Origin of the sequence: Streptomyces sp. cg40 (assembly GCF_050320165.1) — a bacterium.
Taxonomy (GTDB): domain Bacteria; phylum Actinomycetota; class Actinomycetes; order Streptomycetales; family Streptomycetaceae; genus Streptomyces; species Streptomyces hokutonensis.
Genome location: NZ_CP190128.1, coordinates 3,934,399 through 3,955,887, shown reverse-complemented (window position 1 = coordinate 3,955,887; position 21,489 = coordinate 3,934,399). Strand labels below are relative to the sequence as shown.

At 71.0% G+C, this 21,489-nt stretch carries 22 protein-coding genes; 11 read left to right on the top strand and 11 right to left on the bottom strand.

Annotation, left to right across the window (positions count from 1 at the left end; all coding sequences use genetic code 11):
* Positions 1-48: 48 nt before the first annotated feature.
* Entirely contained in the window at positions 49-747 is a 699-nt protein-coding gene (locus ACQHII_RS17270) for an O-methyltransferase (protein ID WP_362975611.1), read from the bottom strand.
* Between the two features lie 12 nt (positions 748-759).
* The gene (locus tag ACQHII_RS17265) at positions 760-894 is read right to left on the bottom strand and encodes a hypothetical protein (protein ID WP_427920133.1); all 135 of its coding nucleotides are present in this window, start codon (positions 892-894) and stop codon (positions 760-762) included.
* Positions 895-1,017: 123 nt separating this feature from the next.
* Here ACQHII_RS17265 and sigE point away from each other — a divergent pair, with 123 nt between their 5' ends.
* The 5 genes from sigE (at position 1,018) to ACQHII_RS17240 (ending at position 5,720) form a co-directional block, all read left to right on the top strand.
* Positions 1,018-1,719, top strand: a complete 702-nt coding sequence (gene sigE / locus ACQHII_RS17260) for an RNA polymerase sigma factor SigE (RefSeq protein ID WP_019072074.1) — start codon at positions 1,018-1,020, stop codon at positions 1,717-1,719.
* Entirely contained in the window at positions 1,716-2,687 is a 972-nt protein-coding gene (locus ACQHII_RS17255) for an anti-sigma factor family protein (protein ID WP_427920132.1), read from the top strand. Before sigE ends, ACQHII_RS17255 begins: the two co-directional genes overlap by 4 nt.
* A 77-nt stretch (positions 2,688-2,764) precedes the next feature.
* On the top strand, positions 2,765-4,210 hold the full coding sequence (locus ACQHII_RS17250; RefSeq protein WP_427920131.1) for a S1C family serine protease: 1,446 nt from the start codon (positions 2,765-2,767) through the stop codon (positions 4,208-4,210).
* 199 nt (positions 4,211-4,409) lie between these two features.
* Positions 4,410-4,838: a sec-independent translocase gene (locus tag ACQHII_RS17245; protein WP_019072077.1), complete on the top strand. Its 429-nt coding sequence runs from the start codon at positions 4,410-4,412 to the stop codon at positions 4,836-4,838.
* A 222-nt stretch (positions 4,839-5,060) separates the two neighbouring features.
* Positions 5,061-5,720 carry a hypothetical protein gene (locus ACQHII_RS17240; RefSeq protein ID WP_200691275.1) on the top strand — a complete coding sequence of 220 codons (660 nt, stop codon included), beginning with the start codon at positions 5,061-5,063 and terminating at the stop codon, positions 5,718-5,720.
* Between the two features lie 61 nt (positions 5,721-5,781).
* On the opposite strand, the gene ACQHII_RS17235 is transcribed toward ACQHII_RS17240, so the two are convergent.
* From ACQHII_RS17235 to ACQHII_RS17225, 3 genes are read right to left on the bottom strand one after another with little or no spacing between them, the layout of a single operon-like run.
* Positions 5,782-6,915 (bottom strand): Mrp/NBP35 family ATP-binding protein, encoded by a 1,134-nt coding sequence (locus ACQHII_RS17235; RefSeq protein WP_427920130.1) that lies wholly within the window; start codon positions 6,913-6,915, stop codon positions 5,782-5,784.
* Positions 6,916-6,957: 42 nt separating this feature from the next.
* Positions 6,958-7,542, bottom strand: a complete 585-nt coding sequence (locus ACQHII_RS17230; RefSeq protein WP_427920129.1) for a DUF1003 domain-containing protein — start codon at positions 7,540-7,542, stop codon at positions 6,958-6,960.
* Complete coding sequence (locus tag ACQHII_RS17225; protein WP_427920128.1) at positions 7,532-8,836, bottom strand: magnesium transporter MgtE N-terminal domain-containing protein; 1,305 nt, start codon at positions 8,834-8,836, stop codon at positions 7,532-7,534. The genes ACQHII_RS17230 and ACQHII_RS17225 overlap by 11 nt, the downstream gene beginning before the upstream one ends.
* A gap of 191 nt (positions 8,837-9,027) precedes the next feature.
* Between ACQHII_RS17225 and ACQHII_RS17220 the strand changes: the two genes are divergently transcribed.
* Entirely contained in the window at positions 9,028-9,744 is a 717-nt protein-coding gene (locus tag ACQHII_RS17220) for a hypothetical protein (RefSeq protein WP_427920127.1), read from the top strand.
* Positions 9,745-9,760: 16 nt separating this feature from the next.
* On the opposite strand, the gene ACQHII_RS17215 is transcribed toward ACQHII_RS17220, so the two are convergent.
* Together ACQHII_RS17215 and ACQHII_RS17210 are read right to left on the bottom strand one after the other, a co-directional pair.
* The gene (locus tag ACQHII_RS17215) at positions 9,761-10,276 is read right to left on the bottom strand and encodes a hypothetical protein (RefSeq protein WP_427920126.1); all 516 of its coding nucleotides are present in this window, start codon (positions 10,274-10,276) and stop codon (positions 9,761-9,763) included.
* Between the two features lie 23 nt (positions 10,277-10,299).
* Positions 10,300-11,418 carry a magnesium and cobalt transport protein CorA gene (locus ACQHII_RS17210; protein ID WP_427920125.1) on the bottom strand — a complete coding sequence of 373 codons (1,119 nt, stop codon included), beginning with the start codon at positions 11,416-11,418 and terminating at the stop codon, positions 10,300-10,302.
* Positions 11,419-11,947: 529 nt separating this feature from the next.
* Here ACQHII_RS17210 and ACQHII_RS17205 point away from each other — a divergent pair.
* Positions 11,948-12,544 carry a suppressor of fused domain protein gene (locus ACQHII_RS17205; RefSeq protein WP_427920124.1) on the top strand — a complete coding sequence of 199 codons (597 nt, stop codon included), beginning with the start codon at positions 11,948-11,950 and terminating at the stop codon, positions 12,542-12,544.
* Between the two features lie 65 nt (positions 12,545-12,609).
* Here the strand turns inward: ACQHII_RS17205 and ACQHII_RS17200 are convergent, their stop codons facing one another.
* Positions 12,610-13,851, bottom strand: a complete 1,242-nt coding sequence (locus tag ACQHII_RS17200; RefSeq protein WP_427920123.1) for an MFS transporter — start codon at positions 13,849-13,851, stop codon at positions 12,610-12,612.
* 148 nt (positions 13,852-13,999) lie between these two features.
* Here ACQHII_RS17200 and ACQHII_RS17195 point away from each other — a divergent pair, with 148 nt between their 5' ends.
* From ACQHII_RS17195 to ACQHII_RS17185, 3 genes are all read left to right on the top strand, one after another.
* The gene (locus tag ACQHII_RS17195; protein ID WP_026179063.1) at positions 14,000-14,641 is read left to right on the top strand and encodes a DUF6758 family protein; all 642 of its coding nucleotides are present in this window, start codon (positions 14,000-14,002) and stop codon (positions 14,639-14,641) included.
* Between the two features lie 173 nt (positions 14,642-14,814).
* Positions 14,815-15,672, top strand: coding sequence for a PHP domain-containing protein (locus tag ACQHII_RS17190; protein ID WP_427920122.1), 858 nt, complete (start codon positions 14,815-14,817; stop codon positions 15,670-15,672).
* 59 nt (positions 15,673-15,731) lie between these two features.
* Positions 15,732-16,337, top strand: a complete 606-nt coding sequence (locus ACQHII_RS17185; protein ID WP_427920121.1) for a MarC family protein — start codon at positions 15,732-15,734, stop codon at positions 16,335-16,337.
* A 96-nt stretch (positions 16,338-16,433) separates the two neighbouring features.
* On the opposite strand, the gene ACQHII_RS17180 is transcribed toward ACQHII_RS17185, so the two are convergent.
* Positions 16,434-16,586 carry a hypothetical protein gene (locus tag ACQHII_RS17180; protein WP_019058373.1) on the bottom strand — a complete coding sequence of 51 codons (153 nt, stop codon included), beginning with the start codon at positions 16,584-16,586 and terminating at the stop codon, positions 16,434-16,436.
* Positions 16,587-16,782: 196 nt separating this feature from the next.
* Here ACQHII_RS17180 and ACQHII_RS17175 point away from each other — a divergent pair, with 196 nt between their 5' ends.
* On the top strand, positions 16,783-17,676 hold the full coding sequence (locus ACQHII_RS17175) for an NYN domain-containing protein (RefSeq protein WP_093629010.1): 894 nt from the start codon (positions 16,783-16,785) through the stop codon (positions 17,674-17,676).
* 6 nt (positions 17,677-17,682) lie between these two features.
* On the opposite strand, the gene ACQHII_RS17170 is transcribed toward ACQHII_RS17175, so the two are convergent.
* Positions 17,683-18,561: an alpha/beta fold hydrolase gene (locus ACQHII_RS17170; RefSeq protein WP_427920120.1), complete on the bottom strand. Its 879-nt coding sequence runs from the start codon at positions 18,559-18,561 to the stop codon at positions 17,683-17,685.
* 162 nt (positions 18,562-18,723) lie between these two features.
* Complete coding sequence (locus tag ACQHII_RS17165) at positions 18,724-21,411, bottom strand: DEAD/DEAH box helicase (RefSeq protein ID WP_427920119.1); 2,688 nt, start codon at positions 21,409-21,411, stop codon at positions 18,724-18,726.
* Positions 21,412-21,489 lie beyond the last annotated feature (78 nt).

Sequence of the window (21,489 nt, the reverse complement as noted above, 5' to 3'; positions counted from 1 at the left end):
ATCCGAGATGGTGCCGGGGCCGCTGCTTTCCCGCGTTCCCAAGGCGTTCTACCGCTTGACGGCGCACAGCAGTCCGTCGCCCACCGGGAGCAGCGACGGCACCAGCTCCGGGCTCTCGCGCACCGCCCGCAGCAGCTCGCGCAGCCGCAGCACCTCGGTCGGCTGCGGGCCCGAGTCGACGGTCCGGCCGTTGGCGAAGACGCCCTCGAAGACCACCAGGCCACCCGGACGCAGCAGGCGCAACGATTCAGCGAGATAGTCCAGGAACTCCTGCCGGTCGCCGTCGCAGAACACCAGGTCGTAGCCGGCGTCCGCGAGCCGGGGCAGCACGTCCAGGGCGCGGCCCGGGATGAAGCGGGCCCGGTTGCTGGCGAAGCCGCACGCGCGGAAGGCCTGGCGGGCGAACTGCTGGTGGTCCGGCTCCTGGTCGACGGTGGTCAGTACCCCGTCCGGCCGCATGCCGTGGAGAAGATGCATCCCGGACACGCCGGTCCCGGTACCGATCTCCGCCACCGCCTTCGCGTCCACGGTGGCGGCCAGCATCCGCAGCGCGGCGCCCGTGCCGGGCGACACCGAGCGCAGCCCTGCCTCGCGGGCCCGGTCCCGGGCCCAGCGCAGTGCTTCGTCCTCGGCGACATAGGCGTCGGCGAACGCCCAGCTCGTCTGCCGGTTGCCGGTAATGACCCTCTCCTGTCCCCGTGGTTGCCTGGGCGTGACTGTATCCGTTGGTGCCGGGAACCTGCTGATGGGACCGGGCGTTTAGAGGGGGAGGAATGCACTGGGGGACGCGGCCGGAGGGGAGAGCGGGGGATGAGGACGGATCAGGACGTCGAGCAGCGGCGGGAGCAGGGGCCCGAGCATCGGCTCGTACCGCCGGAAGGTCGGTATGAGCATGTATCAAATTCTCGTAAAACCCCTTATCCGGAGCTAACGGGCGAGGTGGCTATGGTAGGGACTCCACTGGACACCACCAGAGCCGACAGGGGAGGTGCGGCTGTACCTGTGGATCGGGGAGGAGTGCTCCGGCGCTTTCTCGGATCGGCAGGCAGGCCGAAATCCGTGAACGACACCGCTGCTGACCACAGCCACGCCGCTGACCATGCCCAGACCGCGACCTTCTCCACCGACGCGGACGGGCAGGCGTGGACTCCGCCCACCTGGGAGGAGATCGTCAGCACCCACAGCGGCCGTGTGTACCGGCTCGCGTACCGCCTGACGGGGAACCAGCACGACGCCGAGGACCTGACGCAAGAGGTCTTCGTCCGGGTCTTCCGTTCCCTGTCGACCTACACGCCCGGCACCTTCGAGGGCTGGCTGCACCGCATCACCACCAACCTCTTCCTGGACATGGTCCGCCGCAAGCAGCGCATCCGTTTCGACGCGCTCGGGGAGGACGCGGCCGAGCGCCTGCCCAGCCGCGAGCCGTCGCCCCAGCAGGTCTTCAACGACGCGCACTTCGACGCCGACGTCCAGCAGGCCCTGGACACCCTCGCGCCCGAGTTCCGGGCGGCGGTCGTCCTCTGTGACATCGAGGGCCTCTCCTACGAGGAGATCGCCGCGACCCTGGGCGTCAAGCTCGGCACGGTCCGGTCCCGGATCCACCGTGGCCGCTCCCAGCTGCGCAAGGCCCTCGCACACCGCTCGCCGGAAGCACGGGCCGAGCGCCGTTCCTTCGTGGCGCGTGTGCCCGCGCTGGGGGGAGGGGGCGCGACCGCGTGAGTGGATCACGTCCTACGCCTGCGGAGCAGCATCTGGGAGACCGACTTTCCGCCCTGGTGGACGGGGAGCTCGGTCATGAGTCGCGCGATCGCGTACTGGCGCACCTGGCCACCTGTACGAAGTGCAAGGCCGAGGCCGACGCGCAGCGCCGACTGAAGAACGTGTTCGCGGAAGTGGCCCCGCCGCCGCCCTCCGAGAGCTTCCTGGCCCGCCTCCAGGGACTCCCCGGGGGAGACGACTCGGACGCCGAGGAACCGCCCGGCGGGGGATTCCTCGCCGGAGCCGGCTTCTTCGGCGTGAAAAGAGACGGCCCGCTCGACGCCTTCGAGTTCGGCTACGTCCCCGCGGGCCCGCACGCCGCGACAGCCCTGACCCCGTCGTCCGCACCGGCCCGCGAGGGCTTCCGCATCCATGACGTCAGCCGGCACGACAGCGACCGCTCCGCCTCACGCGGCATGCGGTTCGCGTTCGTCGCCGCCGGCGCGGTCTCCCTGGCCGCGATCGCCCTGGGCGGGGTCGCCACGGTCACGCCGGGCGACACCGCCGCCGAAGCAAGGGGCGGCGCGGGAGTGACCCCGGCGCGCACCCAGGGCACGGGCGCCGCGGCCGCCGACTCCGGCCGCCGCCGAGGCGTCGGACCCCTGCTCGCCCAGGGCGCGAGCCAGCGGTCGATGCTGGGCGACACCCCGATCGCCCCGACCTCCGTCTCCGCGCCGCTGCTGCCCGGGGTGCCGTCCCCCGCGGTCGTCCGGGGCGACGACGAGGTCATGCACACGCTGACCGCGCCCGTCGTGGCCGGTGCGGCGGTCATGTCCCCGCTGATACGCCCGCTCAACACGAACCCGCCGGTCGCCCTCACCTCGTGGTCCACGGCCCCCGAGGTCATGGCCCCCGGCCTGCTGCGCGCACCCGACGCCACCTCTTCCCCCACTCCGTCCCCCTCCGCCTCCTCCCGCCCCCTGCACTGACCGGCCCCTGCCCCGCACCCCGTCGACCTGGTTGAATCCGGGGAGTACGGGGTGGCACGGCGGGCGGTGGGGAGCACATGAACGAGGAGACACCGAAGCCGAAGTGGTGGAGTCGAGGGCGGGCGGTGACGCCCGGCGCGGCCGTGAGCGCTGAAGTCCCTTCCGCCGACGCCGACTTCGAGCCGGAGCGCCCCGTGGAGGCGCCCGGAGACGCCCCACAGGCCGCCACGACGGCCTCCGGCGTTCCTGCCCCACCGACCGGCTCAACGGCTTTCAGCACCCCCGCCCCACCGGACGCCGCCCCCACCCCCGTTCCCGATCCCTGGCACCGCTACGACCCCTGGGCACCCGCACCGCCGATCGCCCCCCTCCAACAGACCGGTGCCGCGCCCCCGACCCAGGAGCAGCGCCGCAACCGCACCCGGAAACTCCTCGTCGTCTCCGGGCTGGTGCTCGCGCTGGTCTCCGGGGGCGTCGGCGGCGTCGTAGGGGCGTATCTGGAGCGGGACGGTGTCGGTGGTGACGTCGTGCTGCCGCAGGCCGGTGCCGAGGACGGTGGGCGGGCGGCCGGGAGTGTGGCCGGGATCGCCGCTCGGGCGCTGCCCAGTGTGGTGACCCTGCATGTGAGCGGGGACGAGGAGTCGGGGACCGGCACCGGGATCGTGCTGGACACGCGGGGCCACATCCTCACCAACAACCATGTCGTGCAGCCCGCGGGCGGCGACGGCGAGATATCCGTGAGCTTCAGCGGGGGACAGACCGCCAGGGCGAAGGTCGTCGGGCACGACACCGGCTACGACCTCGCCGTGGTGCAGGTGAGCCGGGTGCGCGGGCTCAGGCCCATGCCCCTCGGCAACTCCGACAACGTGCGGGTCGGCGACCCCGTCGTGGCGATCGGCGCGCCCTTCGACCTCGACAACACCGTGACCGCCGGGATCATCAGCGCCAAGGACCGGCCCATCACGGCCGGCGGCGACGCGGCGGACGGGAGCGACGTCTCGTACGTCGACGCCCTTCAGACCGACGCGCCCATCAACCCGGGCAACTCCGGCGGGCCGCTGCTCGACGCCCAGGGGCGGGTCGTGGGGATCAACTCGGCGATCCGGTCGGCCGACGACGGGACCGACACGGGCGACGGCCAGGCCGGTTCCATCGGGCTCGGCTTCGCCATCCCCGTCAACCAGGCCAAGCGCGTCGCCGAGGAACTGATCAACACCGGGAGGGCCACCCACCCGGTCATCGGCGTCACCCTCGACATGGACTACTCCGGGGACGGCGCCCGCGTCGCGACGAAGGGCAGCGGCGGAGACCCCGCCGTCACCGCCGGCGGTCCCGGCGCCAAAGCCGGGCTGAAGGCGGGCGACGTGATCATCCAGGTCGACGGCGAGCGCGTCCACACCGGCGACGAACTCATCGTCAGGACCCGCGCGCACCGTCCCGGCGACCACCTGCGGCTGACGCTCAGGCGGGGCGGCAGGAACATGACCGTGTCGCTCGTTCTGGGCTCCTCGACCGGCGATTGACAGAAACGTCACAGGTGAGAGCCCCGCGGCCCGTCCCACTAGGCAAACAACCCGGAAAACCGGTCCTGTACACCCACTCGTAGCCCACGGGACAGTACCGGTCGGGTGGGATCGCCGGGTACCGTGGACCCGGCCCGGACCACGGAAGACGCGCACCGACCACCGAGGGCCGCGGACCGAGGATCGCAAGGAGCTTCAGGTGTTCAATGACATAGGACCGCTAGAGCTGGTGACGATCATCGTCCTCGCCGTGCTCGTCTTCGGTCCGGACAAGCTCCCGAAGGTCATCCAGGACGTCATGCGGACGATCCGGAAGATCCGAGAGTTCTCGGAGAGCGCCAAGGCGGACATCCGCGAGGAACTCGGCCCGGACTTCAAGGACTTCGACTTCGAGGACCTCAACCCCAAGACGTTCCTGCGCAAGCAGCTGGACAACGACGAGCTGGGGCTCAAGGAGATCCGCAACGGCTTCGACCTGAAGAAGGAGATGGCCGAGGTCACGGAGGCGGTGCAGAGCGCCGACACTCCGAGTTCGCCGCCCGCTTCCGGTGGTCGTCTCGACATGACCAAGAAGCCCGAGGACCCCGAGAAGGACGAGCGCCCGCCCTTCGACGCGGACGCCACCTGACCTTCCCGCGCGGCTCCCGAAGCGCCTCCCACGTGACGCGTTTCATAGCTTCGCCACGCCCTCGTACGGCCTGAACACGGCCTCCGGGCGCCTCACGCGCCGGGCGCTTTCCGGGCTGCCTCCCACGAGGTGGCTATGCTGCCGAGTTGTTGTGCGGACCGGGCGAGTCGCCCGAAGGGGGGCGGGCCGCCCCGGTCCGACGAGAGCGAGGAGGCGTCCGGCATGGAGACGACGAGTCGGGTAGGCGCGCAGGCGCCGGCCGCGGAGGGCGGACAGCAGGTCCCCTCCGCCCGGCGCACGGTCGACGGCTACCTGCTGGCGCCCTTCCCGTGGTACGGCCTCGACGAGGCCTTCACGGGGCCGCGCTGGCTGATGCAGGTGGGCATGGCGGCGGACGGTGCCGTCGAACACGGTTCGATCGGACACGGCGACGAGCCCTCCGTACGCAACGAAGGCACGGAGGACAAGGAGAAGTTCGCGGTCGTCGTCACCGTCGCGGGCAACCCCGCGCGCCGCACGGCCGACGGCACGGGCCTCCTGGAGGCCACCTCGGTGTCCTCGGCGGCCTGGCTCGCCGGCGTCGGACTGCTGTCCTTCACCTGGCCCGGCCAGATGGACCACACGCTGCGGGACGACTGGCTGGAGCAGCAGACCGAGACGGCCTGGGTCCTGGCCGACGACCTCGCCGGCGACGACTGGTCCACCCTGTCCCTGCCCGTGGACGGCGTCCCGACGCCCTTCCACTACCGCGAGTCCGAGTTCGGCTGGGTACTGGCCGGGTCGACCCAGGCGGGGGTCCACGTGGGGGCCTACGGCCGGGGCATGAGCGCGTACGGGCTCGGCTTCGCCATGATCAAGGACATCGCGACCTACGCCCAGTAGACGCTACGACGATGGGGGCGCCGTCCGGCCGGACGGCGCCCCCATCGTCGTAGGAAGATCCCTAGAACTTGTTCTTGGGTGTGATCCCGAGTGACAGTCCCGAAAGACCCCGCTGCCGGCCTCCGAGCTTGCCGGCGATGCCCCTCAGGGCCGCGCCCGCCGGGGAGTCCGGGTCGCTCAACACCACCGGTTTGCCCTCGTCGCCGCCCTCGCGGAGGCGGACGTCGATCGGGATGGAGCCGAGGACCGGGACCGAGGCGCCGGTCGTGCGGGTCAGGCCGTCCGCGACGGACTGGCCGCCGCCCGTGCCGAAGACGTCGACCATCTCGCCGCAGTGCGGGCACGGCAGGCCCGCCATGTTCTCGACCACGCCGACGATCTTCTGGTGGGTCTGTACGGCGATGGAACCGGCCCGCTCGGCGACCTCGGCCGCCGCCTGCTGAGGGGTCGTCACGACGAGGATCTCGGCGTTCGGGACGAGCTGCGCGACGGAGATCGCGATGTCGCCCGTGCCCGGCGGGAGGTCGAGGAGGAGGACGTCCAGGTCGCCCCAGTACACGTCCGCCAGGAACTGCTGGAGCGCGCGGTGGAGCATCGGGCCGCGCCACACGACCGGGGCGTTGCCCGGGGTGAACATGCCGATGGAGATGACCTTCACGCCGTGCGCCGACGGCGGCATGATCATGTTCTCGACCTGGGTGGGACTGCCGTCGGCGCCCAGCATGCGCGGCACGGAGTGGCCGTAGATGTCGGCGTCGACGACCCCGACCTTGAGGCCGTCGGCCGCCATCGCCGCCGCGAGGTTCACCGTCACCGAGGACTTGCCGACGCCACCCTTGCCGGAGGCGACCGCGTAGACGCGGGTGAGGGAGCCGGGCTTGGCGAAGGGGACCTCGCGCTCGGCCGTGCCGCCGCGCAGGGCGGTCGCGAGTTCCTTGCGCTGCTCGTCGCTCATCACGTCGAGGGTCACGTCGACGCCGGTGACGCCCTCGACGCGCGAGACCGCCTCCGTCACGCGCTGCGTGATCGTCTCGCGCATGGGGCAGCCGGAGACCGTCAGGTACACGGTGACCGCGACCGCTCCGTCCGCACCGATCTCCACCGACTTGACCATCCCCAGTTCGGTGATGGGTCGGTTGATCTCGGGGTCGTTCACCGTCGACAGCGCTTCGCGCACCGCGTCTTCCGTAGCCATGTGTCGATGGTACGGCGCCGACCGGGCCCTTCGGCCAGCCCCTCAGCGGTCGTCTGCGTCACGCACGGAAGACCGTTCTGCCGGGAATACGACATGCCCGTCGTGCCGTACGTCCAGCTCCTTGACGAGGTCCTGCAGCTCGGAGCGGATCCAGTCCCGGGTCGCCACCTCGCCGAGACCGATGCGCAGGGCGGCGATCTCGCGGGTGAGGTACTCGGTGTCGGCGATCGACCGCTCGTTCTGCTTGCGGTCCTGTTCGAGGTTGACCCGGTCGCGGTCGTCCTGCCGGTTCTGCGCGAGCAGGATCAGCGGGGCGGCGTAGGAGGCCTGGAGCGACAGCATCAGGGTGAGGAAGATGAACGGGTAGTTGTCGAAGCGCACATCGCGCGGGGCGAAGATGTTCCACAGCACCCACGCGATGATGACGATCGTCATCCAGACGATGAACCGCCCGGTGCCCAGGAAGCGGGCGATCCGTTCCGACAGCCGCCCGAAGGCCTCCGGGTCGTACTCGGGCAGCAGCCGGCGCCGCGGCGGGCGCGGCTGGTCGAGCCGGGTCCGCGACCGGGTGGTGGCGGTCGCGCCCGCCGGTGTCCGCTCACGCGTGGTCTCGCGCTCAGGAGTCATGAGCCGCCACCTCCTCCGCTTCTGCTTCGTCGTCCTCGTCCAGGTGGAATTCCGTCTCCCGCCAGTCCTCCGGCAGCATGTGGTCCAGTACGTCGTCCACGGTCACCGCGCCCAGCAGCGACCCGGTCTCGTCGACCACGGGCGCCGCGACCATGTCGTACGTCGCGAAGAACCCGGCGATGAGCTGCAACGAGGCGTCCGGGTCCAGGGGTTGGAGGTCGCCGTCGATGATCGCGCTGACCAGGGTGTACGGCGGGTCGCGCAGCAGCCGCTGGAAGTGGACCGTGCCGAGGTACTTGCCGGTCGGGGTGTCGTCGGGCGGGCGGCACACGTAGACCTGGGCGGCGAGGGCCGGGGACAGGTCGGCGTTGCGGACCCGGGCGAGCGCGTCGGCTACGGTCGCGTCCGGTCGTAGAACGATCGGCTCGGTCGTCATGAGGCCGCCCGCGGTGTGCTCCTCGTACGACATCAGACGGCGTACGTCGGCCGCCTCGGAGGGCTCCATCAGGTTCAGCAGCCGCTCCTGGTCCTCCTCCGGCAGCTCGCCGAGCAGGTCGGCCGCGTCGTCCGGGTCCATCGCCTCCAGGACGTCCGCCGCGCGCTCCTCCTTCAGCTTGCCGAGGATCTCGATCTGGTCGTCCTCCGGGAGCTCTTCGAGGACGTCGGCGAGACGGTCGTCGTCGAGGGCGGCGGCGACCTCGGCCCGGCGCTTGGGGGAGAGGTGGTGCAGGACGTTGGCGAGGTCGGCGGGGCGCAGCTGCTCGAAGGTGGCCAGGAGGCTCTCCGCGCCCTGTCCCTGCTCCTCCAGGGAGAAACCGGTGACGGCGGACCACTCCACGGTCAGCGTCTCGCCCTTGGCCCTTCTGAAGGCTCCGCCGGTCCTGCCCTTGCGGACGAAGACCCGGTCGATCTCCCAGTCCCGGCGGGCCGGCAGCTGCTGCACCGCCAGGTCGAGGACGGTGACCTCCTCGCCGGTCTCGACGAGGGTGACGCGCCGGTCGAGGAGTTCGCCGAACACCAGCCGCTCGGTGGGCCGTTGCTCGAAGCGGCGGACGTTGAGCACCCCGGTGGTGACGACCTGCCCTGACTCGATGCCGGTGACCCGGGTCATGGGGAGGAAGATGCGGCGCCGGGTGGAGAGTTCGACGACCAGGCCGAGCAGGCGCGGGGGCCGTTGACCGACGCGGAGCATGACGACGAGGTCGCGGACGCGGCCCACCTGGTCGCCGTTGGGATCGAAGACGGCGACACCGGAGAGGTGCGAGACGAAGACCCTGGGGGCGCCCCCTGCCATGGCTGCACCTCCCTTTCTTTTCCTGGTTTCCGGATGTTCCGATTTGCCCGCTCGGACGGGCTTCAGGCTAGCCCGTCCGTATGCGATCCGCGCAGGTGGGCGGTCCGGACGGACTGGCTCCGACGGCGCCCGGCGACCCCGGTACGCTGCCGTACGCCATCGCCCCCCGCCGCACGAAAGGCCCCCCACCTGTGACTGCGATTCCCCAGGTCCGAAACCGTCGTGCGGCGCTGCTCGGCGCGGTCTGCGTGCTGGCTCTGGCGGGCTGCAGCGAGGATCCGGACGCGGGGACCAACGGGGTCGGCAAGCTGGCCGCCGACAAGATCCAGTCGAAGTCGGTGACGGCCGCGGGCGCCGCCGACGCGGTACGGCTGTCCGGGACTGTCGTCACCAGCGGGCGGACGTACCGGCTGGACATGCGGCTGAAGTCCGACGGCGGCACCGGCTCGGTCACCTCGAAGGGGTCGACCTTCGGGCTGCTGCGGGTCGGTGAGCAGCTGTATCTGAAGGCCGACGCGGACTTCTGGAACAGCAACGGGGACTCGGGCGTCGGCGACTCGCTGCACGGCAAGTACGTGAAGGTGCCGCAGGACGACCCCTCGTACAAGAAGTTCAGTGGTTTCACGGACAAGGACGTCCTCCTCTCCAGTCTGCTGACCCTGCACGGGTCGCTCGCGACGGACGGACACCACGACCAGAACGGCGTCCGCACGATCCGCATCACCGGCGACGACGGCTCCGGCGGCACCCTCGACGTCTCCCTCGAGGGCAAGCCCTATCCGCTCCGGCTGGTCCGCGCGGGCGGCGCGGGCACCCTGACCTTCTCGGACTGGGGCAAGAGCTTCGCCGTGACGGAACCCGCGGACGACGACACTGTCGACTACGGCAAGCAACTGCCGTCTTCCTGACGGCATTTGATGGCGGTTACCGGCGTTTGCGTTTCTTCAGCAGCAGGCGCGGCAGCGCGGCCGGGGCCGGCTGACGGGTCGTCGCGGGAGAGGGCAGCGGAGGCTCGGCCAGCGAACCCTCCGGCAACTCGCTTGTGGCGCCCGTCGGTTCGAGCCGCAGCACCCGGCACTCGCGCGCCCAGCGCTCCGTCATCGCCTCGCCGTCGGGCGCGTTGAGCCGCTTGCCCTTCAGCTCGCCGACGGCCGCGGTCCAGGCCTCCGAGCCCGGTGCCAGTTCCACGACCTTCGCCGTCCATACGACCAGCCGGCCGCCCTTGTCCTTGCTGCGGACCGTGACCTCGGCGGCGCCGCCGTCGGCGAGCCCCGGCAGCGGCTGCTCGCCCGGACCGTCGCCGACCAGAGTGGCCGCGCCCTCGTGCCAGACGTGCCACAGCGCACGGGCCGGGACGCCGGGGCCGTTGACCCAGACGAGGCCGGACTTCTTCGTGGCCTCCTCGACGAGGGCCTGGTCGAGCAGCTCGCTGCTAGTCATGGCGCCCAGCCTATCCAGCCCGCTCACAGCCAGCCGTTGCGCTTCAGCGTGCGGTGGATCGCCAGACAGACGGTCACGGTGAACGCGAGCACCACCGGATACCCGTACCGCGCGTGCAGCTCGGGCATGTGCTCGAAGTTCATGCCGTACACGCCGGTCACCATCGTCGGTACGGCGATGATCGCGGCCCACGCGGTGATCTTCCGCATGTCCTCGTTCTGCGCGACGGACGCCTGCGCGAGGTTGGCCTGGAGGATCGAGTTCAGCAGCTCGTCGAAGCCGATGACCTGTTCCTGGACCCGGGCGAGGTGGTCGGCGACATCGCGGAAGTACTTCTGGATGTCGGGGTCGATCAGCCGCATCGGCCGCTCGCTCAGCAGCTGCATGGGACGCAGCAGCGGCGACACCGCCCGCTTGAACTCCAGTACCTCGCGCTTGAGTTGGTAGATCCGCGCCGAGTCGACACCGCGCGAGACCCCGCCCTTGCGGCCCGGGGTGAACACCTCGGTCTCGACCTCGTCGATGTCGTCCTGCACCGCGTCCGCGACCGCGACATAGCCGTCCACGACATGGTCGGCGATCGCGTGCAGCACCGCCGAGGGACCGCGGGCGAGCAGCTCGGGGTCGTCCTGGAGGCGGTGGCGCAGCGCCCGCAGCGAGCCCTGCCCGCCGTGCCGGACGGTGATGAAGAAGTCCCGGCCGGTGAAGCACATGACCTCGCCGGTCTCGACCACCTCGCTGTTTGCCGTGAGTTGGTCGTGCTCGACGTAGTGGATGGTCTTGAAGACCGTGAACAGGGAGTCGTCGTAGCGCTCCAGCTTGGGTCGCTGGTGGGCCTGCACGGCGTCCTCGACGGCGAGCGGGTGGAGTCCGAACTCCCGGGCGATACCGGCGAATTCGGCCTCGGTCGGCTCGTGCAGCCCGATCCACACGAAGCCGCCGTCGCGCCGCACCTGGCGCATCGCCTCGTGCGGGGTGAGCGGCTTGCCGGTGTCGACGCGGGCACCGTCGCGGTAGACGGCGCAGTCGACGACGGCCGACGGGGTGCCGGGGTCACGCGTGGTGTCGTACGCGCCGCCGTCCTTGCGCAGGGAGGGGCGGGACGGGCGGACCACGGCACGCAGGTCGCGGATCATCGACATGGCGGGCTCCTTCGCGACGAGCAGCGAAAGGCGCCAACGACGGTTGGAACTGCCCGGAATGGGGACGTCCTGTGTACGGATGTTTGGCACGTCCACAAAGCGGGGAGCACCGCACCGTCGCGGTGGCGAGTTTCGCTACTGATACAAGGCACTGACTTACAGGCACCGACCGACCGAGGGCCGACTGCGGAACAGACAGACCACGGACAGGGCCGGACGGATCAGGTGAAGAAACGAAGTGCTCTTCCGCGACGGTGAAGAAGTGCGAGCGGCGACAGCCGACTGGAGGCTAGAACAAGAGCCAGAGCGACGACATCAGCGGTCGGAAGAGCGGGTGGTACTGCCAGGCCGACTTCGGTCCATTGCAGCCCCACCTCCTCCGGCCGGTCCCCCTTGAGGGAGTCTCAACGGCGTCGGGACTTGATCGCGACGCTTCTGCGTGCTGCCCGAACGACCGGCCCAGACTATCAGCAGGCCGAAGTGTCAAGGCGCTGCTTTGCCCGGTACTGACGAGTTCTATGCTCCCCGCATGGTTGATGTTCTTGCTCTGGTCGAGGCACGGTTGCGCACCGCGCTGGGCGAACCGGACGCGCGCGCGGCGGTCACCTTCCTGGGCACGGACCGCGTCGAGGTCCTGCGTTTCCAGGACACCGGACAGGACGGCGGCATCGTCCGCTACGCCACGCTCGGCATGTCCGCACAGCCCATGAGCGACCCCACGGCGATGCTCGCCGACCCGGTCTCCGGCCCCCGCGCCGAGCTGGTCCTGTCCGTTCGCGGCGGCCTCGCCGACACCGACAAGGTGCTCCGCCCGCTCGCCGTACTCGCCGCGTCCCCGCAGGTCGAGGGCGTGGTCGTGGCTCCCGGCGCCTCGCTCGACGTGGGCGAGCCGCTGTGGCCCGGCGCCCCCTTCACCTCGGTACTGGTCGCCGAACCGGGCGGACTGATCGAGGACCTGGACTTCGACGCGCCCCTCGACCCGGTCCGCTTCCTCCCGCTGCTCCCCATGACCCCGAACGAGGCCGCCTGGAAACGCGTCCACGGCGCCCAGGCCCTCCAGGAGCGCTGGCTGACGAGCGGGACGGACCTACGGGATCCGTCCCGCACATCCGTCCCGCTCGACTGAAACCGGAGTGGCGGCAGAAGTGAGCAAGCTCACCAGCGAGCTCACCAACGACGGCCGGGAATCGGCTAGTTGGCGAACACCGCGACACCGTCCTCGGTCGCGTGCCTCGGCTCCAGCACCTCGGCGTCGTGTGTGAGCGCGCTCCGTCGTACGACGACCACCAGCGCGCCCAGTGCCGCGGTGACCGCCGCGACCACGAACGGGATGTGGATGTTGGTCCAGCCCTCGATCTTCGGCGCGAAGAACGGCGCGGCTGCCGCGGCGAACCAGCGGACGAAGTTGTAGCCCGCGCTCGCCACCGGGCGCGGCGCGTCCGAGACGCCGAGGGCCAGCTCGGTGTAGACGGTGTTGTTCACGCCGATGAAGGCGCCGGACAGGATCGTGCAGACGACGGCGGTGGTGTGGCTGCCGTAGCCGAGGACGAGCACGTCGACGGCGAGCAGCACGAGGGAGCCGCCGAGCACCTTGAGGGAGCCGAGGCGGGCCTGGAGGCGCGGGGCGACGAAGACCGAGAAGACGGCGAGCAGCACGCCCCAGGCGAAGAACACGGCACCCGACTTGTAGGGGGTCATGTCCAGCACGAACGGGGTGAAGGCCAGCACGGTGAAGAACGTGTAGTTGTAGAAGAAGGACGAGACGGCGGCGGAGGCGAGTCCGCCGTGACCGAGCGCCTTGAGCGGGTCCAGCAGTGAGGTCTTGCGGGCGGGCTTCGGCTGTTCCTTCAGGAACGCCGTGATGCACAGGAAGCCGATCGCCATCAGGAACGCGGTGCCGAAGAAGGGGTAGCGCCAGCTCTGGTTGCCCAGCAGGGCGCCGACCAGCGGGCCGCAGGCCATGCCGAGGCCGAGGGCGGACTCGTAGAGCAGGATCGCGGCGGCGCTGCCGCCGGCCGCTGCGCCGACGATGACCGCGAGGGCCGTCGAGACGAACAGCGCGTTGCCGAGGCCCCAGCCGGCCCGGAAGCCGACGAGTTCGCCGACCGAGCCCGAGGTGCCGGCGAGGCCGGCGAAGACCACGACGAGGGCGAGGCCGAGCAGCAGGGTCTTCCTGCCGCCGATGCGGCTGGAGACGAAGCCGGTCACCAGCATCGCGACGGCGGTGATCAGGAAGTACGAGGTGAAGAGCAGGGAGACCTGGCCGGCGGTGGCGTCCAGGCCCTTGGCGATCGACGGCAGGATCGGGTCGACGAGCCCGATACCCATGAAGGCGACGACCGAGGCGCCGGCGGTGGCCCATACGGCCTTCGGCTGTCGCAGCAGGCTGCCGGTGCCGGTTCCCGCGTCGAAGGGGTCGTCCGTCCCGTCCATGCTTCCTCCCAAGTAGTTGGTGTATGCACATAGTAAGTTAGGCTAGGTAATAAATGCAAGATGCATCTAGTTTCGCTCCGTGAGTGGTCCCGGCCGGACGGGTGATCGTCCTTGACGTGGGGGTGCGAGGGTAGGACCGTGGGGCCCTATGAGGGGCGAACCCAGTTGCCCGAAGTGTGGTGGCCGGGTCAGGGCTCCCGGACTCTTCGCCGATTCCTGGCAGTGCGATGTCCACGGCACGGTGCATCCGGTGCAGCCCGTGATCCCGCCCAGCGTCGAGGCCCTCAGCGTCGTCGTGCATCGCACGCAGGTACCCGTGTGGATGCCGTGGCCCCTGCCGGTCGGCTGGCTGTTCACGGGCGTGGCGTGCGCGGGGGACGACCGGAGCGGGGGGCGTGCGACGGCTGTCGCGTGCTCCGGGCCCGGGCCGCTCGGTGGGATGGGGGAGCTGATCCTCGTCGCGGAGGAGCTGGGGGTCGGGCTCGGGGCGCGGTACGCCGGGATCGACGGGCCCGATCCCGGGCCGTACATGAGCGTCGAGAAGCCGCCGCAGGCGAAGCTGCTCGCGGCCGGGCGGCCTACGCCGTTGTGGCATGTGGCCACGGCGCCGGACGATCGGGCCGTTTTCGCCGGGGAGGCGTTGGGGCTGTGGCTGTGGGCCGTTGTCTGGCCCGAGCAGTCGGGGTTGTTGATGTACGACGAGTTGGTGCTTACGGATTTGCGGGATGCGGGGGCGGAAGTGGACTTGGTGCCGTGTGGTGCGCTTTCGCCGCGCTTGCTTGAGCCGTAGCGCCTAGGGGGGTGCCTGGTTCTGTTTTGGGGCGGGTGCGGGTGCGTTGTGGCTGGTCGCGCAGTTCCCCGCGCCCCTTAGGGGGTTGCGGACCAGGGTGTTCGAAGGGCTCCCGAGGATGCCGTTACCCTTGAGTGGTCCCTTTTTGAATCGTCGCCGTCTGGAGCTTGCGCGTGCGTATTGATCTGCACACCCACTCCACGGCCTCCGACGGTACGGACTCGCCCGCTGAGCTGGTGCGGAATGCCGCTGCCGCCGGGCTGGACGTCGTCGGGCTGACCGATCACGACACCAGCCGTGGGTACGGCGAGGCGATCGACGCGTTGCCCTCGGGGCTCACGCTGGTCACCGGGGCCGAGATGTCCTGCCGGATCGACGGGATCTCGATGCACATGCTGGCGTATCTCTTCGATCCCGAGGAACCGGCGCTGCTCGCCGAGCGGGAGCTGGTGCGGGACGACCGGGTGCCGCGGGCGCGGGCCATGGTGGAGCGGCTTCAGGGGCTGGGTGTGCCGGTGACCTGGGAGCAGGTCGCGCGGATCGCCGGTGAGGGGTCGGTCGGACGGCCGCATGTCGCCACCGCGCTGGTCGAGCTGGGTGTCGTACCGACCGTGAACGACGCGTTCACCGCGGACTGGCTGGGCGACGGCGGCCGGGCCCATGTGGCGAAGCACGAGACCGATCCGTTCGAGGCGATCCGGCTGGTCAAGGCCGCGGGGGGCGTGACCGTCTTCGCGCACCCGGGAGCCAGCAAGCGCGGGCGCACCGTGCCCGAGTCCGCCATCGCCGAGATGGCCGCGGCCGGGCTCGACGGCATCGAGGTCGACCACATGGACCACGACGCCGAGACGCGCGTGCGGCTGCGCGGGCTCGCGAAGGAGCTCGGGCTGCTGACCACCGGGTCCAGCGACTACCACGGGAGCCGCAAGAGCGTGCAGCTCGGCGAGTACACGACCGATCCCGAGGTCTACGGCGAGATCACGCGGCGCGCGACCGGGGCGTTCCCGGTGCCGGGGACCGGCGGAGCCTGACCCCGCCCGCACCCTCCCCGCCCACCTCTTCTCTCCTCTGCAAGGCTTGTGGCTCACCCATGTTCGACGTCGCCGTCTTCGGCTCTCTCTTCCTGACCCTTTTTGTCATCATGGATCCCCCCGGGATCACCCCGATCTTCCTCGCGCTGACCGCCGGACGGCCGGCCAAGGTGCAGAAGCGGATGGCCTTCCAGGCCGTGTGCGTCGCGGGCGGGGTCATCACCGTCTTCGGGCTCCTCGGGCACCAGATCCTCGACTATCTGCATGTCTCCGTGCCCGCGCTGATGATCGCGGGCGGACTGCTGCTCCTGCTGATCGCGCTCGACCTGCTCACCGGCAAGACCGACGAGCCGAAGCAGACCAAGGACGTCAACGTCGCCCTCGTACCGCTGGGCATGCCGCTGCTCGCCGGGCCCGGTGCGATCGTGTCCGTCATCCTCGCCGTGCAGAAGGCCGACAGTGCGGCCACGCAGGTGTCGGTGTGGGCGGCGATTCTCGCCATCCATGCCGTGCTGTGGATGGTGATGCGGTACTCGCTGCTGATCATCCGGGTCATCAAGGACGGCGGGGTCGTCCTCGTCACGCGGCTCGCGGGGATGATGCTGTCGGCCATCGCCGTGCAGCAGATCATCAACGGGGTCACCCAGGTCGTCCGGGCGAGCTGAGGCCCGAGAACGCGGAACCCCCGTACGGCGTCGGTGCCGTACGGGGGTTCTGAAGTCTGGTGGAGCTCTGCGTGGATGTCGTCGGTGTCGTCGGTGTTACGAGGCTTTGGTCTCGGCGGGGCGGATCCACAGTCGCTGTCCTATGGCGGCGGCCTGTTGCACGATCCGGTTGACGGAGGCGGCGTCCACGACGGTGCTGTCCACGGTGGTGCCGTCGACCTCGTCAAGACGCATGATTTCGAAGCGCATCGGCTTCTCCCTTCGTCTGGTCATCCTCCTGAGGAGAACTACTCGGTTACGTATGTAGTCAACGGGATGCGTGTTACAAACATTCCCTACGCTAAGGAAATTTTTCGCACGCCTAATTACTGACCGGTAAGAGATCGGCACGAGACTGACCGGGACCGGTTGTGTTCGCAGCGTGACCGCCGGGACAATGGAGGCGATGAACGACGACCTCGCGGCCCTCAGCGCCCGCATCGACCGCACGAACGAGCTGCTGCAGCGCATGCTCGCCGAAGTGGCGAAGACGCCCTCGACGCATGCGATCTTCGTCGACGCCGGGTACTTGTATGCAGCCGCGGGCCGGCTCGTCTCCGGGACCGAGGACCGGCGCACCTTCGACCTCGACACCGAGGGCCTCATCGAGGCGCTCATCGACAAGGCCCGCACGATCTTCGCGGACAGCCGGTTGCTGCGCGTCTACTGGTACGACGGCGCCCGGCGCCGCATCCACACCGCCGAGCAGCAGGCCATCGCCGAACTCCCGGACGTGAAGGTGCGGTTGGGCAATCTCAACGCCAACAACCAGCAGAAGGGCGTCGATTCACTCATCCGCTCCGACCTGGAGTCCCTCGCCCGGCACCGCGCGATCAGTGACGCGGCCCTCATCGGCGGCGACGAGGACCTGGTCTCGGCGGTCGAGGCGGCCCAAGGGTATGGCGCCCGCGTCCACTTGTGGGGCATCGAGGCCCCCGAGGGCCGCAACCAGGCCGAGCCGCTCCTCTGGGAGGTCGACAGCCAGCGCACCTTCGACCTCGACTTCTTCAAGCCGTACGTCTCCCGGCGCACGGCCGCCGTCTACGAGGCCGCCGCCACCCGGCCCACCCGCGACGACGTCCGCTTCGTGGGCGCGCAGATCGCCGCGAAGTGGCTCGCCGCGCGGGGCCGGGAGGCACTGGTGGAACTGCTGCCCGGGCACCCGTACCTCCCCGGTTCGGTCGACCAGGATCTGCTGGTGGAGGCGGAGGGGCTGCTCCAGTACTCCCTGCGCGGACAGTCCGATCTGCGCCGGTCGCTGCGGGACGGGTTCTGGGAGCACCTCCAGACGCAGTACTAGGGCCCGCTACCGGCTCGGGGTGTCCCAGAAGTCGGCGATGGCCTTGGCCGTCGCGGCCGGCTGGTCCGTGTTCGGCGAGTGTTCGGCCCGCGCGATCACCGTCCGCCGCGCCTTCAGCCGTACGGCCATGTCGTCGAGGAGCGGCACCGGCCAGGTGTCGTCGCGTGAACCCGACAGGACGTGGAACGGCAGCGGGACGGCGGCCAGTTCGGCGACCCGGTCCGGCTCGTCGCACAACTGGCTTCCCGTGGCGAGGAGTTGGGCCGGCTTGGTGCCCAGCCAACGGCGCCGCAGATCTTCCCGGTCGTCGAGCCCCTCGTCCAGCGCACCCCCGGTCTCGGTCTCCTCGGGCGTTTCCATCGCCTGGATCGCGTCCCACACCTCGGCCATCGACATCACGGCCAGGGCGTCCCGCAACAGCTTCACCCGGTCCTGCTGCGACGCCGAGATCTGCGCCGGCCCCGACGCCATGAGCGTCAGTGACACGAACGGCGTGTGGTCCAGGAGTACGGCGGCCCGCGCGACCTGCCCACCGAGGGAGTGCCCGAGCAGATGCACCGGCGCGCCGACCGCCTCGGCCAGTGCGAGCACGTCACGCGCCAACTCGTCCTGCGCGTAGGCGGATTCGTCGTCCTGGGGCCCGTCCGTCTCGTACTGCCCCCGCCCGTCCACGGCGACCGTCCGGTACCCGCGCGCGCCGAGCGCCACGTGCAAGGGGTTGAAGTCCTCCTTGCTCCCGGTGAATCCCGGCAGCAACAGGGCGACTCCCCTCGGCTCGACACCGTCGGCCACGGGCGAGTCCACGACGGCGAACTCACCGCGACCGGTCCGCAGCGGGTACGCGCGAGCGCCGGGGGGCGGGACGAAGGAGGGAGGCCTACTCATGGCCTGAGGTTATCCGGCGGAACCGAGCGGGATGGGGACGGGACGGTGTAACCGGGGTTAACGGGGGGAGTGGGAGTGGCGAGCGGAGGGGGAACGCCGTCGGCCCGGCCCACGTGGAGTGGGCCGGGCCGACGGCGTTCCGACCTGCGGGGGCAGGGCCGATCAGCTCTCGCCGACCTCCGCTGCCGCGGCCTTGCGGGGACGGCGCACCCTCGGCTTCGCCTCGGCTGCCTCCGACTCCGCCACGACCGGGGCCTCGGCGGCCTTGCGGGTCGTACGGCGACGCGGCTTGGCCTCCGCCTCCTCGGCCACCTGGGCCGGGATGTCGGCGACGGCCTTGCGGGTCGTGGCGCGACGGCGCGGCTTGGCTTCAGCCTCCTCGGCCACGGTTTCGGCGGCGACGGCCGCGGTCTTCCGGGTCCGGGTGGTGCGCGGCTTGGTCTCGACCGCCTCGGGCGCCTCGGTGGCGACCGCGGCGGCAGCCGTCTTGCGCGTCCGGCGCGGCTTGACCTCGGCGGCCTCCGACGCTTCGGCGGCTACCGGAGCGGCGGCCGCCTTGCGGGTCCGACGGGGCTTCGCCTCGACGGCCTCGACCGTGTCCAGGACGGCTTCGGCGGCAACCGCGGCCTTCCGCGTCCGGCGCGGCTTGACCTCGGTGGTCTCCGGTGCCTCGGTGGCCACCGGCGCGGCGGCGACCTTGCGGGTCCGGCGCGGCTTGGCCTCGACGGCCTCGACTGCGTCGACGACAGCTTCGGCGGCGACCGCGGTCTTCCGGGTCCGGCGAGGCTTGGCCTCCTCCACGACCGTCGGCTCCGCCGCGACCGGGGCCTCGGCGGCCTTGCGGGTCGTACGGCGGGGCTTGGCCTCGGCCGCCTCCTCGGCCACCTGGGCCGGGATGTCGGCGACGGCCTTGCGGGTCGTGGCGCGACGGCGCGGCTTGGCCTCCGTGCCCTCGGCGGTGTCCACGGCGACGACCTCGGCCGGAGCCGCGGCCTTCCGGGTCCGGGTGCGACGCGGCTTGGCCTCGACGGCCTCGGCCGTGTCGACGGCGGCCACGGCGGCGGCCTCCGGAGTGGCGACGGCTGCCTCGACCGGCTCCGTGGCCGCTACGGCCTTACGGGTCCGGCGGCGCGGCTTCGTCTCCTCGGCGACTGGGGCCTCGGCCACCGGCGTCTCGGCGACCACGGTCTCGGCCGTCGCGACCGCCGGCTCCGCGGACTTGCGGGTACGGCGGCGGCGCGCCGGCGCGGGGGTGTCGAGGGCCGGGCCCTCGGCCGTCGCCACGGCGTTCTCCGCCGCCTCGGGTGCGGCCGGGGAGGTGACCGCCGTGGCCGGCAGCTGCTCTCCGGTCGCTCCGGTACGGGTGCGGCGACGGCGGCGCGGGGTGCGCGTCGCGGTCTCCTCGGAGGCGGCCGGCGCGGTCTCCTCCGGCGTGGACGTCACGGCCGTAGCGGCCGAAGTCCCTTCCATAGGGGCGCCGTTGCGCGTACGACGGCGGCGGCGCGGGGTGCGCGCCGGGCGCTCGGAGTCGACGGGGCCGGCACCGGAGCGGGACTCGTTCCGGTTGTCCCGGCCACTGTCACGTCCGCCTCGGCCACTGTCACGACCGCCACGGCCACCGTCGCGACCGCCACGGCCACGCGGGCCGCCGCGACCACCGGTCTCGCCGAGGTCCTCGACCTCCTCCGCGGCCAGCCCGGCGCGGGTGCGCTCCGAGCGGGGCAGGACACCCTTGGTGCCCGCGGGGATGTTCAGTTCCTCGAAGAAGTGCGGGGAGGTGGAGTACGTCTCCGGCGGGTCGTTGAACTTGAGGTCCAGCGCCTTGTTGATGAGCTGCCAGCGCGGGATGTCGTCCCAGTCGACGAGGGTGACCGCGATGCCCTTGGCGCCCGCGCGGCCCGTACGGCCGATGCGGTGCAGGTAGGTCTTCTCGTCCTCGGGGGACTGGTAGTTGATGACGTGCGTGACGCCCTCGACGTCGATGCCGCGGGCGGCGACGTCGGTGCAGACGAGCACGTCGACCTTGCCGTTGCGGAACGCGCGCAGCGCCTGCTCGCGGGCGCCCTGGCCGAGGTCGCCGTGGACCGCGCCGGAGGCGAAGCCGCGCTGCTGGAGCTGGTCGGCGAGGTCGGCCGCGGTGCGCTTGGTGCGGCAGAAGACCATGACCAGGCCCCGGCCCTCGGCCTGGAGGATGCGGGCGACGAGCTCGGGCTTGTCCATGTTGTGCGCGCGGTAGACGAACTGCGTGGTGTTCGCGACCGTCTTGCCCTCGTCGTCCGGCGCGGTGGCGCGGATGTGCGTGGGCTGCGACATGTAGCGGCGGGCGAGACCGATGACCGCGCCCGGCATGGTCGCCGAGAACAGCATCGTCTGGCGGCGGGCCGGCAGGAAGTTGATGATCTTCTCGACGTCGGGCAGGAAGCCCAGGTCGAGCATCTCGTCGGCCTCGTCGAGGACGAGCGACTTGATGTGCTTCAGGTCGAGCTTCTTCTGACCGGCGAGGTCGAGCAGCCGGCCCGGGGTGCCGACGACGACGTCGACGCCCTTGCGGAGCGCCTCGACCTGCGGCTCGTAGGCCCGGCCGCCGTAGATGGCGAGAACGCGCACGTTGCGCACCTTGCCGGCGGTCAGCAGGTCGTTGGTGACCTGGGTGCACAGCTCGCGGGTGGGGACGACGACGAGCGCCTGCGGGGCGTCGGTCAGCTGCTCGGGCTTGGCGCGGCCGGCCTCGACGTCGGCGGGGACGGTGACGCGCTCCAGGAGCGGGAGGCCGAAGCCCAGCGTCTTGCCGGTGCCGGTCTTGGCCTGGCCGATGACGTCCGTGCCGGAAAGGGCTACGGGGAGCGTCATCTCCTGGATCGGGAAGGGGGAGACGATACCGACGGCCTCAAGGGCCTCGGCGGTCTCGGGAAGGATTCCGAGCTCTCG

What these genes read in the sequence shown, in the direction of transcription:
- ACQHII_RS17265 (WP_427920133.1), bottom strand. Translation starts at nt 894, where the DNA reads ATGCTCATACCGACCTTCCGGCGGTACGAGCCGATGCTCGGGCCCCTG.
- ACQHII_RS17250 (WP_427920131.1), top strand. Translation starts at nt 2,765, where the DNA reads ATGAACGAGGAGACACCGAAGCCGAAGTGGTGGAGTCGAGGGCGGGCG.
- ACQHII_RS17240 (WP_200691275.1), top strand. Translation starts at nt 5,061, where the DNA reads ATGGAGACGACGAGTCGGGTAGGCGCGCAGGCGCCGGCCGCGGAGGGC.
- ACQHII_RS17235 (WP_427920130.1), bottom strand. Translation starts at nt 6,915, where the DNA reads ATGGCTACGGAAGACGCGGTGCGCGAAGCGCTGTCGACGGTGAACGAC.
- ACQHII_RS17230 (WP_427920129.1), bottom strand. Translation starts at nt 7,542, where the DNA reads ATGACTCCTGAGCGCGAGACCACGCGTGAGCGGACACCGGCGGGCGCG.
- ACQHII_RS17225 (WP_427920128.1), bottom strand. Translation starts at nt 8,836, where the DNA reads ATGGCAGGGGGCGCCCCCAGGGTCTTCGTCTCGCACCTCTCCGGTGTC.
- ACQHII_RS17215 (WP_427920126.1), bottom strand. Translation starts at nt 10,276, where the DNA reads ATGACTAGCAGCGAGCTGCTCGACCAGGCCCTCGTCGAGGAGGCCACG.
- ACQHII_RS17210 (WP_427920125.1), bottom strand. Translation starts at nt 11,418, where the DNA reads ATGTCGATGATCCGCGACCTGCGTGCCGTGGTCCGCCCGTCCCGCCCC.
- ACQHII_RS17205 (WP_427920124.1), top strand. Translation starts at nt 11,948, where the DNA reads ATGGTTGATGTTCTTGCTCTGGTCGAGGCACGGTTGCGCACCGCGCTG.
- ACQHII_RS17200 (WP_427920123.1), bottom strand. Translation starts at nt 13,851, where the DNA reads ATGGACGGGACGGACGACCCCTTCGACGCGGGAACCGGCACCGGCAGC.
- ACQHII_RS17195 (WP_026179063.1), top strand. Translation starts at nt 14,000, where the DNA reads ATGAGGGGCGAACCCAGTTGCCCGAAGTGTGGTGGCCGGGTCAGGGCT.
- ACQHII_RS17185 (WP_427920121.1), top strand. Translation starts at nt 15,732, where the DNA reads ATGTTCGACGTCGCCGTCTTCGGCTCTCTCTTCCTGACCCTTTTTGTC.
- ACQHII_RS17180 (WP_019058373.1), bottom strand. Translation starts at nt 16,586, where the DNA reads ATGCGCTTCGAAATCATGCGTCTTGACGAGGTCGACGGCACCACCGTG.
- ACQHII_RS17175 (WP_093629010.1), top strand. Translation starts at nt 16,783, where the DNA reads ATGAACGACGACCTCGCGGCCCTCAGCGCCCGCATCGACCGCACGAAC.
- ACQHII_RS17170 (WP_427920120.1), bottom strand. Translation starts at nt 18,561, where the DNA reads ATGAGTAGGCCTCCCTCCTTCGTCCCGCCCCCCGGCGCTCGCGCGTAC.
- ACQHII_RS17165 (WP_427920119.1), bottom strand. Translation starts at nt 21,411, where the DNA reads ATGACGCTCCCCGTAGCCCTTTCCGGCACGGACGTCATCGGCCAGGCC.